Annotated in this window: 13 protein-coding genes and 1 tRNA gene; 7 read left to right on the forward strand and 7 right to left on the reverse strand. The window is 75.8% G+C overall.

Features of this window, described 5'->3' with window-relative positions:
* Positions 1-468 (forward strand): nucleoside deaminase, encoded by a 468-nt coding sequence (locus HNR08_RS09470; RefSeq protein WP_246802905.1) that lies wholly within the window; start codon positions 1-3, stop codon positions 466-468.
* Between the two features lie 19 nt (positions 469-487).
* Here HNR08_RS09470 and HNR08_RS09475 read toward each other — a convergent pair whose 3' ends face one another.
* The 3 genes from HNR08_RS09475 to HNR08_RS09485 are packed head-to-tail and all read right to left on the reverse strand — an operon-like array spanning position 488 to position 3,809.
* The gene (locus HNR08_RS09475; protein ID WP_146833172.1) at positions 488-1,855 is read right to left on the reverse strand and encodes an ABC transporter substrate-binding protein; all 1,368 of its coding nucleotides are present in this window, start codon (positions 1,853-1,855) and stop codon (positions 488-490) included.
* Positions 1,856-1,881: 26 nt separating this feature from the next.
* Positions 1,882-2,859, reverse strand: a complete 978-nt coding sequence (locus HNR08_RS09480; RefSeq protein ID WP_146833168.1) for a carbohydrate ABC transporter permease — start codon at positions 2,857-2,859, stop codon at positions 1,882-1,884.
* A complete protein-coding gene (locus HNR08_RS09485; RefSeq protein ID WP_146833165.1) occupies positions 2,859-3,809 on the reverse strand; it encodes a carbohydrate ABC transporter permease in 951 nt (316 codons plus the stop codon). The genes HNR08_RS09480 and HNR08_RS09485 overlap by 1 nt, the downstream gene beginning before the upstream one ends.
* 132 nt (positions 3,810-3,941) lie before the next feature.
* Here HNR08_RS09485 and HNR08_RS09490 point away from each other — a divergent pair, with 132 nt between their 5' ends.
* Complete coding sequence (locus HNR08_RS09490) at positions 3,942-5,435, forward strand: FGGY-family carbohydrate kinase (RefSeq protein ID WP_146833162.1); 1,494 nt, start codon at positions 3,942-3,944, stop codon at positions 5,433-5,435.
* Positions 5,436-5,441: 6 nt separating this feature from the next.
* Here HNR08_RS09490 and HNR08_RS09495 read toward each other — a convergent pair whose 3' ends face one another.
* Positions 5,442-6,317 (reverse strand): Sir2 family NAD-dependent protein deacetylase, encoded by an 876-nt coding sequence (locus HNR08_RS09495; RefSeq protein ID WP_146833357.1) that lies wholly within the window; start codon positions 6,315-6,317, stop codon positions 5,442-5,444.
* Positions 6,318-6,410: 93 nt separating this feature from the next.
* Here HNR08_RS09495 and HNR08_RS09500 point away from each other — a divergent pair.
* Positions 6,411-6,500 (forward strand) — tRNA-Ser (locus HNR08_RS09500).
* On the opposite strand, the gene HNR08_RS09505 is transcribed toward HNR08_RS09500, so the two are convergent.
* Positions 6,479-7,276 (reverse strand): DedA family protein, encoded by a 798-nt coding sequence (locus HNR08_RS09505; RefSeq protein ID WP_246802904.1) that lies wholly within the window; start codon positions 7,274-7,276, stop codon positions 6,479-6,481. The two genes, HNR08_RS09500 and HNR08_RS09505, sit on opposite strands and share 22 nt — an antisense overlap.
* A gap of 142 nt (positions 7,277-7,418) precedes the next feature.
* Between HNR08_RS09505 and HNR08_RS09510 the strand changes: the two genes are divergently transcribed.
* Positions 7,419-8,276, forward strand: a complete 858-nt coding sequence (locus HNR08_RS09510; protein WP_146833159.1) for an MBL fold metallo-hydrolase — start codon at positions 7,419-7,421, stop codon at positions 8,274-8,276.
* Here HNR08_RS09510 and HNR08_RS09515 read toward each other — a convergent pair.
* Both HNR08_RS09515 and HNR08_RS09520 read right to left on the reverse strand, forming a co-directional pair.
* Positions 8,245-8,757, reverse strand: coding sequence for a septum formation family protein (locus tag HNR08_RS09515; RefSeq protein ID WP_146833156.1), 513 nt, complete (start codon positions 8,755-8,757; stop codon positions 8,245-8,247). The two genes, HNR08_RS09510 and HNR08_RS09515, sit on opposite strands and share 32 nt — an antisense overlap.
* 57 nt (positions 8,758-8,814) lie before the next feature.
* On the reverse strand, positions 8,815-10,221 hold the full coding sequence (locus HNR08_RS09520; protein WP_216446585.1) for an aminotransferase-like domain-containing protein: 1,407 nt from the start codon (positions 10,219-10,221) through the stop codon (positions 8,815-8,817).
* Positions 10,222-10,403: 182 nt separating this feature from the next.
* Here HNR08_RS09520 and HNR08_RS09525 point away from each other — a divergent pair, with 182 nt between their 5' ends.
* The 3 genes from HNR08_RS09525 to HNR08_RS09535 all read left to right on the forward strand — a co-directional run bounded on the left by HNR08_RS09525 (position 10,404) and on the right by HNR08_RS09535 (position 13,095).
* A complete protein-coding gene (locus HNR08_RS09525; protein WP_146833149.1) occupies positions 10,404-11,663 on the forward strand; it encodes a Tm-1-like ATP-binding domain-containing protein in 1,260 nt (419 codons plus the stop codon).
* Positions 11,663-12,484: a phosphoenolpyruvate hydrolase family protein gene (locus HNR08_RS09530; protein ID WP_146833147.1), complete on the forward strand. Its 822-nt coding sequence runs from the start codon at positions 11,663-11,665 to the stop codon at positions 12,482-12,484. The genes HNR08_RS09525 and HNR08_RS09530 overlap by 1 nt, the downstream gene beginning before the upstream one ends.
* A 122-nt stretch (positions 12,485-12,606) precedes the next feature.
* On the forward strand, positions 12,607-13,095 hold the full coding sequence (locus HNR08_RS09535) for a DUF1097 domain-containing protein (protein ID WP_146833144.1): 489 nt from the start codon (positions 12,607-12,609) through the stop codon (positions 13,093-13,095).
* The last annotated feature ends 7 nt before the right edge of the window (positions 13,096-13,102 follow it).

The following is a 13,102-nucleotide window of genomic DNA, read 5'->3' on the forward strand; positions in this document are numbered from 1 at the left end:
ATGTTCGCGCGCCCCGACGACCTCACCGCGATGGGCCTGGCCCTGACCGAGGCGGCCGGCTGCGCCGCGACCGGCGACGTCCCGGTGGGCGCGGTCGTGCTCGGGCCGGACGGCGCCGTGGTCGGGGCCGGGCGGAACCGCCGCGAGGCGGACGCCGACCCGACCGCGCACGCCGAGGTGCTCGCGCTGCGGGCGGCCTCGGTGGCCCTGGGCCGGTGGCGGCTGGACGACTGCACCCTGGTCGTCACGCTGGAGCCCTGCCTCATGTGCGCGGGCGCCACCGTGCTGGCCCGGGTGCCCCGCCTGGTGCTCGGCGCCTGGGACCCGAAGGCGGGGGCGTGCGGGTCGCAGTGGGACGTCGTGCGCGACTCGCGGCTGAACCACCGGGTCGAGGTGGTCGGCGGGGTGCGGGAGGAGGAGTGCGCACACCTGCTGCGCGACTTCTTCGTCCCGCACCGCCGCCCGTGACCGGCCGGCCCCGGCCCGGTCAGCCGCCCGTGATCGTGTCGTAGGCCCGCATCGCCGCGGTCTGCGCGTCCGCGAGCGCCTCCTCCGGCGTCTTGTCGCCGAGCAGGGCAGCGGTGACGGCGTTGTTCAGCTCGTTCTGGATGTCCTGGCCGGCGGGCGAGGACCCGAAGGTCTGCCCGTAGCCGACGACGTCGTAGTAGGTCGCGATGACCTGGTCGAAGCCGGCGTCGCCGGTCTCGGTGACGTACTGGTCGCGGATCGCCTGGTCCGCCTCGGGCGAGCCGGTGAACAGGCCCGTGTTGAGGCCGCCCTCCTCGGCGACGGTGGCCGCGCGCGCCTCGCCGGCCGCCGTCCAGGCGTCCATCGAGGTGAGCTCGAGCATCCACGCGCACGCCGCGTCGGGGTTCTCGGCGCCCGCCGGGATGACGAACGCGGTGCCCGACGCGACGGAGAACGGGTTGCCGTCCTGGTCGCGGAACGGCACCGCGGCGACGTCGACCTGGCCGACGTACGGGCTCAGCACGTTCGGGTACCACTGGGCGTTCACCTGCGCGCCGACCTGGTCGGTGACGTACTGGTTCGCGTCGCCGAACGTGTCGAACGCGTCGGTGAACGACTTCACCTTCGCGAACCCGCCCTGCGCGTCGGTGATCCGCTGGAGCAGCTCGATCCCGGCGACGTTGGCCGGGTCGTCGAGCGTCGGGGCGCCGTCGTCGTCGGTGAGCCGCCCGCCCTGCCCGAGGACCCACAGGCCGGCCTGGCCGGTGGCGACGGGGTCGAAGCCCAGCGTCGTCGGCACGCCCCCGCTCTCGGCGTACATCGCGGCGACGGCGTCGAGGAGCACGTCGGGCTGCGAGGTGTCGATCTGCTCCTCGGTGACCCCGGCCGCGTCCATGACCCGCTTGTTCAGGAGGATCGCCGGCGGCTGGAAGAACTGCGGCACCGCCCAGACCTGGTCCTCGTACCGGACGTCGTCCACGACCGACGGGTAGAACCGCTCGTCCGGGTCGACGTCGTGCGCGGCGTAGCAGGAGTCCAGCGGCAGGATCAGGTCCTGCGCGGCGTACGTGGTGACGTACCGGCGGTCCATCTGCACCACGTCCGGGACGTCGCCGCCCGCGATCCGGGTGGTGAACTTCTGGGCGTCGAACGCGGTGGCGTCGAGCTCGACGTCGACGTCGGCGAGCTGCGCGGCGGCGAAGTCCAGGCGGGACTGGCCCACGTCGTCGGCGTTCTCGAAGCCCCAGGCGTTCAGCGTGCCGGACGCCTCGGTGCCGAAGTCGGTCGGCTCCCCGGTGCCCCCGCCGCCCCCGCCCGAGCTGCAGGCGGCCAGGGCGAGCGCGGTGATCGGCAGCAGGGCGGTCGCGGTGCGGCGGGTCGTCCTCATGTGCGGTCCTCCGGTGGGTGGAACCCTCAGCCCTTGCGGCCCTGGGTGGCGATGCCCTCGACGAACGAGCGCTGGCCGGCGGCGAACAGCGCGAGCATCGGGAGGGTGACGAGCAGGGAGGCGACCATCACGTACTGGTAGTCGCCGTGGCCGCCGGCGGTCGGGCTGTAGCGCGTCATGGCGTACGCGATGCCGAGCGGCGCGGTGAAGTCCTCGGGGCTGCCGGCGTTGAGGTAGATCAGCGCGGCCTGCAGGTTGTTCCAGGACGCCTGGAACTCGAACAGCAGCACGATGACGAACGACGGCACCGACAGCGGGAACGCGACCTTCCAGTACGCGCGCCACTCGCTCGCGCCGTCGATGCGGGCGGCCTCGAACAGCTCACGCGGCAGGCCGAGGTAGAACTGCCGCTGCAGGAAGATGTAGAACGCCGACCCGAACAGGTTCGCCCCGAACAGGGGCACCCAGGTGCCGAGGAACCCGAGCTCCTTCCAGATCAGGTAGACCGGGATCATCGTGACGGCGCCGGGCAGCATCATCGTGGCGAGCACCAGGCCGAACAGGAACCCGCGGCCGGGGAAGCGGAAGTGCGCGAACCCCCACGCGACGAGCGACGACGACACCGCGACGGTCACCGCGGCGAGCACGGCGATCCCGATCGAGTTGACCATCCAGCTGCCGAGCGGGAGCTCCGCCCAGACCCGGGCGTAGTTGTCCCAGTGGAACTCGGCCGGCCACAGGGAGTTGTCGAAGACCTGGCCCCGGCCCTTGAGGCTCGCGGCCAGCAGCCAGGCGAACGGGTAGAGGAAGACGACGCACATCGCGACCAGCAGGGCGACGACGAGGCCGCGCCGCACGCGCCGGCCGGTGCGCCCGCCACCGGGCGCGGGGGAGCCGGCGCCGCCGTCGGTGCCGCGGCCGGTGCCGCGCCGGCCGGTCGCGGCCTCCGGCGCCCCCGGCACCTGCCGCAGCGGCGTGCCGGTCGTCCCTGCCGTGGTGGACATCAGTCCCGGCCCCCCTCGTAGTAGACGAACCGGGAGCCGAACCGCATCTGCACGGCCGTGATGAGCAGGATGATCACGAACAGCAGCCACGCCATCGCGGCGGCGAACCCGAAGTCGAACTGCCGGAACGCCTGCTGGAACAGGTAGATCGCGTAGAACAGCGACGCCTCGGGGGACGCGTTCGACTGGTCGCGCCAGAACAGCAGGTAGGCCTGGTCGAACACCTGGAACGCGGCGATCGACAGCACGATCACGTTGAAGAAGACGGCGCTGGAGATCATCGGCAGCGTGATGTTCCGGAACCGGCGCCACGGGCCCGCGCCGTCCAGCTCGGCGACCTCGTACAGCTCGCGGGGGACGTTCTTCAGCGCGGCCAGGAAGATCACCATCGTCCCGGACACGCCCCACAGCGTCATGAGGACGATCGACGGCTTGATCCACGTCGGGTCGACCAGCCACTGCGGGCCCTCGATGCCGAAGATGCCGAGGAACTGGTTGACCGCGCCGGTGTTGCCGTTCAGCAGCAAGAAGAACACCGCGGCGGTGGCCACCGCGGGCGTCATCTTCGGCAGGTAGTAGATCGTCCGGAAGAAGCCCGCGCCGCGGCCCGCCTGGTTCAGCAGCGCGGCCAGGCCGAGCGCGACCAGGATCTCCAGCGGCACGGCGAGCACCGCGTAGAACAGCGTGTTCCCCAGCGACGTGGCGACCCGCGGGTCGGTGAAGAGCTGCGCGTAGTTGTCCAGGCCGGCGGGCCGCGCGGTGTTGGTCGCGAGGTTGTAGCGGCTGAACGAGATGACGAGGCTGTAGATCATCGCGCCCGCCGTGAAGACGAGGAACCCGACGATCCACGGGGAGATGAACAGGTAGCCGGTCAGGGCCTCCCGGCGCCCCCGGCGGGAGGTGCGCGTGCGGGCCGGGGCCGGCGGCACGACGGTGCGGGGCTCGACCACGGCGGCACCTCCGGCATCCCGGGAGGGGCCGCGGGTGGCCGCACGGCGCTGAGAAGCGCAGCGTCGCACGAAGTGGTCCGGTCCACGACCGGAGCGGTCCGCGGGACCGCGCCCGCGCGCCAGACTGGGCCGGTGAGCCGCGCGCTGGGTGTCGACATCGGGACCACCAACACGAAGGTCGCCGTCGTGCGGGCGGACGGGCGGGGTCCCGTGGTCGAGGCCGTCGCGTCCGCGCCGACGCCCGCCCCCGCGGACCTCGACGCGTGCCTGCGGGACCTGACCGGGCGGGCGCTCGGCGCCGCACCCGCGGGCGAGACCGTCGAGGCGGTGGGCCTGGCGTCGATGGCCGAGACCGGCGTGCCCCTGGACGGCGCCGGGGCGCCGCTGCGCGACTGGCTGCGCTGGGACGGGCACCGCGCGGGGGAGGAGGCGGCGGCGCTCGCGGACCGGCTCGGGCGGACGGCCCTGTTCGAGGCGACCGGCGTGCGGCCGAGCGCCAAGGTCCCGCTCGCGACGCTCGCGTGGCTGCGCCGCCACGACCCCGCCGCCGCGGCCGGGCGCTGGGCCGGTGCCGCCGACCTGGCCTGCCTCGGCCTGACCGGCGAGCTCGTCACCGACCACACGCTCGCCGGCCGCACGATGGCGTACCGGCTGCCGCCCGCCGGGGAGCCGCTGCCGGAGGCGTTCGACGCGGACCTGCTGGCGGAGGTCGGCAGCACGCCGGACCGGCTGCCCCGCGTCGCGGGTCCCGGGGCGCTCGCGGGGGTCGTGCGGTCGGGGGCCTGGGCCGCGGCGGGCGTCCCCGTGGGCACGCCGGTCGCGGTGGCCGGGCACGACCACGCCGTCGGCGCCTGGGCCGCGGGCGTGCGGGCGCCCGGGGACGTGGCCGACTCGATCGGCACCGCGGAGGCGCTGTGCACGGTCCTCGGCGCCGAGCCGGTCCGGGCGCCCGTCGCCGCGGCCGGGATGAGCCTGGTCCGCACCGTCGAGGGTCTGCCGGCGCTGCTCGCGGGGTCCTCCGGGGCCGGTGCGGCCGTGCGGTGGTGGCTCGAGGAAGAGGCGCCGGGCCTGGACCCCGCGGAGCTGTTCGCCGCGGTCGCCGCCCTGCCGCCGGCCGCGTGGCCGCGGGACGTCGTGGTGCTGCCCTACGTGCAGGGGCGCCAGACGCCGGAGCCGGACCCCGCCGCCCGGGCGCGGGTCGTGGGCCGGGGCGCGCACGACGTGGTGGTCCTGACCGCCGCGCTGCTCGAGGGGCTGGCGCTGCAGGCGCGGTGGATGCTCGACGTGCAGCAGGCGCTCGCGGGCGGGGTCGGCGGCGGCGTCGGCGGCGCCGTGCGGGCGCGGCGGGTCGTCGTGCTCGGCGGCCCGGCGGCCGGCAACGCGGCGTGGATGGCGAGCAAGGCGCGGGTCACGCCGGTGCCGGTGCGCCTGGTCGACGCCGCAGAGCCGGTGGCCGCCGGGGCGGCGCTGCTCGCGCTGGCGCGGGCGGGGTCGGGGTCCGGGTCGGGGGAGCCGGCGTCGGCGCCGGTGCTGCCCGGGGTGCCCGTCGCGGGCGCCGCCGCGGGCGCCGGGTGGCCCGACCCCGAGCAGGCGCTCGCGCGGTTCGTCCGCGCCGCGCGGGGCTGACCGCGCTCAGAGCCGCTCGGCCAGCTCCACCAGCGTCTCGGTCGTCCCCGCGTCGAGCGTCAGCGTCGCCAGCGGGTCCCCGCGCGTCGCCCCGCGGTTGAGGATCACCACCGGCTTGCCCGCCGCCGCCGCGTGCCGCACGAACCGCAGCCCCGACTGCACGGTCAGCGACGACCCGGCGACCAGCAGCGCGTCCCCGTCGTCCACCAGCGCGTACGCCGCGGCCACGCGCTCGGCCGGCACCGTCTCCCCGAAGTACACGATGTCCGGCTTGAGCATCCCGCCGCACGGCCCGTCGCCGCCGTCCGGGTCCGGCTGCCAGCAGTCCGCCACGACGAAATCGGCGGTGCGCTCGATCACGGCGTCCGCGTCCGGCGCGATCTCGACGTCGTCCACGGCACCGACCGACTCCGCGAAGCCCGGGTTCAGCGCGTCCAGCCGCTCGGCGAGCTCCTGCCGGGTGACGGCGCGCCCGCACCGCAGGCACACCACCCGGTCGTACCGCCCGTGCAGGTCGATGACCCGCCGCGACCCCGCCTGCTCGTGCAGCAGGTCCACGTTCTGCGTGATCACCCCGACCACCACGCCGTGCGCCTCCATCGACGCCAGCGCCCGGTGCCCCGCGTTCGGGTGCGTCCGGTGCACGAACCGCCAGCCCACGTGGTTCCGGGCCCAGTAGTGCCGCCGGAACGCCGGGTCGCCCACGAACTGCTGGTACGTCATCGGGTTCCGCGGCGGCGAGTCCGGGCCGCGGTAGTCGGGGATGCCGGAGTCCGTCGACAGGCCCGCGCCCGTCAGCACCGCCACCCGGCTGCCGCGCAGGAGCGCCACCGCGTCCGCCACCGTGCCGGGCCGCGGCCGGACGTCGTCGTGGGCGGGGATCGGCAGGCGCGGCGGGGTGGGGGACGTCACGGACCCACGGTACGTCGGCCGATGCGGGAGTTCGTCTCGGCATCCGGTAGGCTCCACTGCCGAGGTAGCGTGTCCGAGCGGCCTAAGGAGCACGCCTCGAAAGCGTGTGTGGGTGAAAGTCCACCGTGGGTTCAAATCCCACCGCTACCGCCAGCTCGACGAGAGACGCCCCTGACCCGCGGAGACGCCGGTCGGGGGCGTCTGTCGTCCGTCAGCCGCGCGCCCCCGTCCACCTGGTCGCGAGCCCCCGCCTCCGCCCGCCGCACCGCCCGTAGCCGCCGGACCCGCACGACGACGAACCACGCGCACGCCACCGCGATCACGCCCAGCACGACGTCCGACAGCACCCCGCTCCACTGCGCCAGCACCGGCCGGATCGCCGGCCCGAACGCGAACCCCAGCCCGATCCAGATCGCGTTCCAGACCGCCGACCCGATCGTCGTGTACGCGGTGAACGCCCAGAACGGCATGCGCTGGATGCCCGCGGGGATCGACACGAAGCTCCGCACCAGCGGCACGCACCGGCCGAGCAGCACCGCGACCGGACCCCAGCGGGCGAAGAACCGCTCGGCGCGGTCGAAGTCGGTCGCGTCGAGCAGGGGGATGCGCGCGACCAGCGCGCGGGTGCGGTCCCGGCCGAGCAGCGCGCCGAGGGCCCACCAGATCCACGCCCCGAGCACGGCGCCCGCGGTCGCGGCCACGATCGCCCACAGCAGGCTCATGCGCCCGTCGTAGGCGAGGAACCCCGCGCCGGGGAGCACCGCCTCGGAGGGGATCGGGGGCACGAACGTCTCGACGAACACGGCCACGCCGACGCCCACCTCCCCGAGCGTGTCCATGAGGTCGAGGACGGCGCCGATGAACCCGGCGTACTCGTGGTCGGGGGCGGGGCCGGCAGCGGCGAGGGCGGCACGCAGGGTGGTGCTCACGGCGGTGGACTCCTGATCGCATCGTCGGAGGGGGACCACGAGGCATCCGCCTCGACGTGTCGCCCGTCCGAACGAGCGGGTCCGGCGGGGAGTTCCGGAGCCGGCCGCGTGCCGGCCCCTAGGGTGGCCGCGGAGGTGCGGGATGGACGACGGCGCGGCGCGGGCCCTGGTCGAGGTGGCGGACGGCGTGCACGTCGCGACCTCCGCGGTCTACGCGACCACGACCACGGTGCTCGTGGCGGGCGACCGGTGCCTCGTCGTGGACCCCGCGGTGACCGGGCGGGAGGTGGCGCGCCTGACCGAGGCCCTGGAGCGCCGGCGCTGGCGCCCGGTCGCGGTGTGGTCGACGCACCCGCACTGGGACCACCTGCTCGACGGGCCCGGGCTGCGCGGCGTTCCCCGGTGGGGCGGCGCGGACGCGCTCGGCCCGGGCTGGCGGGAGCGCGCGGAGCGGCAGCGGGACGCCGACCCGGAGCTCGCGGCGCGGCTGCGGGCGGACCCGGCGGACGCCCCGGCGGCCGTGTGCGCCGACGCGCCGCGCGGCTTCCCGGGCGCGGGTGCGGGCGGGGACGCGGACGGCTGGTCGGCCCTGGACTGGGACGGCCCGGCGGTCCGGGTGCTCCGGCACGACGCGCACTGCCCGGGCCACACGGCCCTGATCGCGGTCGACGCCGGTGTCCTGGTCGCGGGGGACCTGCTGTCCGACGTCGAGGTCCCGCTGCTCGACACCGACGGGCCGGACCCGGTCGCGCGGCACGCGGCGGCGCTGGACCGGATCCAGGCCGGCGCGCGGCGGTACGGCGCGGACCTGGTCGTGCCGGGGCACGGCACGGCCGGCGCCGTGGCCGACCGGCTCGCGGCGGACCGGCGCTACCTGGCGAGGCTCCCGGGCCCGGTCGGCGATGCGCGCCTCGGACCCGGGGCCCCGCCGTGGCTGCTCGACGCGGACCGCGAGCAGCGGGCGGCGCTCAGACCGCCGAGCCCCGCAGCGTCGCCGTGACGTCCTCGGTCGGGTGCACGACCACGCACTGCAGCACGTCGTCGCCCTGCGCCCAGCTGTCCTCGGTCGGGTACAGGTAGGTGACCTCGAGGACCGACTCCTCATACGCCAGCCCGACGAAGGGCTCGAACTCGGCGAGGCAGAACGTCCCGGCGAGCGTCTCGAGGTCGGCCTGCTCGGGCAGCTTCGCGAGGGTCTGCTCGGCGTAGATCTCGGCGTCGTGCGGCTGGTCGCAGGGCATCGCGTCGAGCTGCTCGACGAGCATCTGGTCGGCGTCGGGGATGGCGATGCAGTCGCCGACCTCGAGCGAGAACACGCTCGCGGCGGCGGACTCGGTGACCTCGCCGGAGGACGCGTCGCGCTTCGCGTCGTCGGCGCCGCCGCCGAGCACGCCGCAGCCGGACACGACGAGGGCGAGGACCGCGCCGGCCGGCAGGAGGGCCGCACGGCGGGGGTTCAGGTTTCTCACAGGAGACGTCATGGTGCTGATTGAACCGCTCCGAGCGCGTCCGCGCAGGTCAAAAGGCCGTGGCGTCCGTCACGAGAGCGCCGGCACGCGGGCCAGGGCTTCCGCGACGACCGCCACCGGGTGCCCGAGCGGCAGCCGGACGTGCCGGGCGCACCCGTCGGTCGCGGAGAACGACGGCCCGGGCACGAGCAGCACGTCCCGCTGCCGGTAGCGGGCGCACAGCGCGGCCGCGTCGGTGCCCACGTCGACCCACAGCCCGACGCCGCCGGTCGGCGTGGTCCAGCGCCAGCCGGGCCGGACCTCCCGCAGCAGGTCCTCGACCTCGCGGAGCGAGCGGGTCAGCGTGGCCCGCCGCTCGGCGACCCAGCGGTCGGCGTCCGCGAGCAGCCGGGTCGCCACCAGCTGGTCGACCGGGGCGCCCGCGAGGTCGACGCCCTGCCGGATCCGGGTCAGGCGGCGCACGACGGGCTCGGCGGCGCGGACCCAGCCGACGCGCAGCCCGCCCCACAGGAGCTTCGACGCGGTCCCGACGACGACGCCGAGGTCCTCCGGCAGGTCCGCCACCAGCGGGCGGGGCGGCACGCGCCCGTCGAGCAGCAGGTCCTCCGAGCAGCGGTCCTCGATCACCGTGATGCCGTGCCGGGCGGCGATCTCCGCGAGCCGCCGGCGCCGGTCGAGCGGCATCGACGTCCCTGTCGGGTTGTGCGCGAGGGGCTGGACGTACAGCGCGCGGTACCGGGTGCGCGTGACCAGGCGCTCGAGGAGGTCGACGTCGATCCCGTCGGCCCGCACGGGCACGGTGGTGAGGCGGGCGCCGCACGCCTGGAACGCCTCGAGCGCGCCACGGTAGGACGGGTCCTCGACCAGCACCTCGTCGCCGGGACTGAGCAGCGTGCGGGCGAGCAGCCAGACCGCCTGCTGCGCGCCGGACGTCACGAGCACCTGGGCCGCCGAGGTGGGCAGGCCCGCGGCGGTGCTCCGGGCGGCGACCACCTCGCGCAGCGCCGGCAGCCCACCGGGCAGGTAGCCGTCCGTGGCGACGAGGCGGTCCAGGTCGGCGGCGGGGAGCCGCGCGTACTCGCGGGCCACCGCGGGCAGGCCGGGCAGCGCGCCGCTGGACAGGTCCACGACCGAGTCGCCGCGCTGGGCGAACGTCGTCATGCGCCCGTCGTCCGCGGCGGACGCCCCGGCGGCCCCGGCCCGGCGGACGCGGGAGCCGGAGCCGTGCCGGGTCTCCACGACGCCGGCGGACTCGAGCCGCTCGTACGCCTCCGTCACGGTCGACCGGGAGACGCCGAGCGCGGTGGCGAGCGCCCGCTGCGGCGGCAGCAGCACGCCGTCCGGCAGCGCGTTCGCCACGACCAGGTCCTCGATCGCGCCGCCGAGCAGGGCGGGCAGCGAGCCGCCGCCGTCCTCGTCGGCCCAGCCGCCGACCAGCCGCGCCAGCTGTGCGGCACCGACCCCGCGCGTCACCACCGTCGGCCGTCCTCCCTCGCGGTCCCCGGGCCGCGCGCCGGCGCGCGGACCCGTCCCCGGCAGTCTAGGAACGCGCCCGCGGCGCCCCCAGGCCACTGCGCGCGGATTGGCCTGGGCACCCTCCCGGCGCACCGGCGACGCTGGGCGGGACATCGACGGCGATGCACGGAAGGTGGTTCACGATGACGACGGTGGTCCTGGTCGGCGCGCTCGACACGAAGCGCGACGACTACCGGTGGCTCCGCGAGGAGCTGCGCGCCCGGGGCGCGGACACGGTCCTGATCGACGTCGGCACGTTCTCGGACGGTGCCGGCGCGGACGCGACGCCCGAGGACGTGGCGCGCGCCGCGGGCCGGGACCTCGCGGAGCTGCGGGCGGCCGGCGACCGCGGCGCGGCGATGGCCGCGATGGCCGACGGCGCGGCCGTCCTCGTGCGGCGGCTCTACGACGAGGGCCGGCTCGACGCGGTGCTGGCCGCGGCGGGGTCGGGCGGCTCGTCGGTCGCCGCGCACGCCATGCAGGCCCTGCCGGTGGGCGTGCCGAAGCTGCTCGTCTCCACGATGGCGTCCGGCGACGTGTCCCCGTACGTGGGGGCCACCGACGTCACGCTGATGTACTCCGTCGCGGACGTCGCCGGGATCAACTCGGTGTCCCGCGTCGTGCTGGGCAACGCCGTCGCCGCGGCCTGGTCGATGGCCGAGGAGCACCGTGCCCGCGCGTCGCGGCCCGCGCCCGCGGAGGACCGGCCGCTGGTCGGGGCGAGCATGTTCGGCCTGACGACGCCCGCCGTCGAGGAGGCCAAGGCCCGGCTGGAGGAGCTCGGCTACGAGGTCGTGGTGTTCCACGCCACCGGCTCCGGCGGTCGCGCGATGGAGACCCTCGTCGAGGGCGGCTTCCTCGCGGGAGTCCTCGACCTCACCACCACCGAGCTCGCGGACGAGCTGGTCGGGGGCGTGCTGACCGCCGGCCCGCGCCGGCTGGAGGCCGCCGGGCGCCACGGGGTGCCGCAGGTCGTGTCGACGGGCGCGCTCGACATGGTGAACTTCGGCGGGCGGGAGACCGTGCCGGAGCGGTTCGCCGACCGGACGTTCCTCGTCCACAACCCGACGGTCACGCTCATGCGGACCACCGCGGCGGAGTCCGCCGACCTCGGCGCGCTGATCGCCGGCAAGCTCCGGGCCGCCACCGGCCCCGCGCACGTCCTCGTGCCGGAGCGCGGGTTCTCGGGGATCGACGTCGCGGGCGGGCCGTTCTTCGACCCGGACGCCGACGCGGCGGTGGTCACCGCCCTCGAGGACGGTCTCGCCGGCTCGCGCGTGCCCGTCGAGCGGCTCGACCTCGCGATCAACGACCCCGGCTTCGGCGCGGCCGCCGCCGACGCGCTGCACCGCCTCATCACCACGGCCGCCACCGCGGCGGCACCCGACGAAGGGACGCACTGATGGACCGCTCGACCGCCCTCGCCCGCCTCCGGGCCACCGTCGCCGCGGGGCGCCCGATCATCGGCGGCGGCGCCGGCACCGGCCTGTCCGCGAAGTCGGCGGAGGCCGGCGGGATCGACCTGCTCATCATCTACAACTCGGGCCGGTACCGGATGGCCGGCCGCGGCTCGCTCGCCGGGCTGCTGTCCTACGGCGACGCGAACCAGATCGTGCTCGACATGGCCGCCGAGGTGCTGCCCGTCGTGCGGGACACGCCCGTGCTCGCCGGGGTCAACGGCACCGACCCGTTCCGGCTGATGGGCCCGTTCCTCGACGAGCTCAAGCGGCTCGGGTTCGCGGGCGTGCAGAACTTCCCGACGGTCGGCCTCATCGACGGCGTGTTCCGCGCCAACCTCGAGGAGACCGGCATGGGCTTCGGGCTCGAGGTCGACATGATCCGGGCCGCGCACGAGCGCGACCTGCTCACCACCCCGTACGTGTTCGACCCGGAGCAGGCCGTCGCGATGACCGAGGCCGGTGCCGACGTGCTGGTCCCGCACATGGGCCTGACCACGTCCGGGACGATCGGCGCGCAGACCGCGCTGACCCTGGACGAGTCCGTCGAGCGGGTGCAGGCCATGGCCGACGCCGCCCACCGCGTGAACCCGGACGTGCTGGTGCTCTGCCACGGCGGCCCGATCGCCGAGCCCGCCGACGCGCAGTACGTGCTCGAGCGCACCGAGGGGGTCGTCGGGTTCTTCGGCGCCTCGTCCATCGAGCGGCTCCCCACCGAGGTGGCGATCCGCGAGCAGACGGAGAAGTTCAAGGCCGTCACGTTCTAGTCCCGCACCACAGCACCACAGCACCACCCCCACCGCACGGAGGACCGGGCGGCGTCCCGCACCGGCGCGGCGCCGCCCGGCGACCCGTCGCGCCCGAACCCGCCGTCAAGGAGGACGACATCATGAGCAAGTTCCGCGGGCTGGTCCCGCTCGCCCTGTCCGTGGCCGTGCTGGCCGGAGCATGGACGCAGGTGAGCTCCGCCGTCGGCTGGGTGACCTGGGTCGGGTTCCTGTCCTGGGCCGCCTACTTCGCCGCCGGCGCCGGGCACGAGGGGCTGAAGAAGACCGTGCCCGCGAACCTCGCCGGCGCCGTCGTGGGCTGGCTGATCGTGCAGCTGTCGGGGGCGCTGTCGTTCCCCGGCGGCCTGGCCGTCGCGGTCGCCGCCGGCGCGTTCGTCATGTGCGTGCAGGCCGGCTGGTCCGTCCTCGGGTTCGTCCCGGGCGCGTTCATCGGGTGCTCGGCGTTCTTCGGGACCGGCTTCGACTTCTGGCCGACGGTGCTCGCGCTGGTCGCCGGGGCCGTGCTGGGCTGGGCGTCGTTCTGGGGCGGGGAGGGGCTGGCGCGGCTGCGCCGGGCGCCCGCGCCGGTGGCGGAGCCCGTCGCGGGCTGAGGCGCCG

Source organism: Cellulomonas hominis (assembly GCF_014201095.1).
In the GTDB taxonomy this organism is placed as follows: Bacteria; Actinomycetota; Actinomycetes; order Actinomycetales; family Cellulomonadaceae; genus Cellulomonas; species Cellulomonas hominis.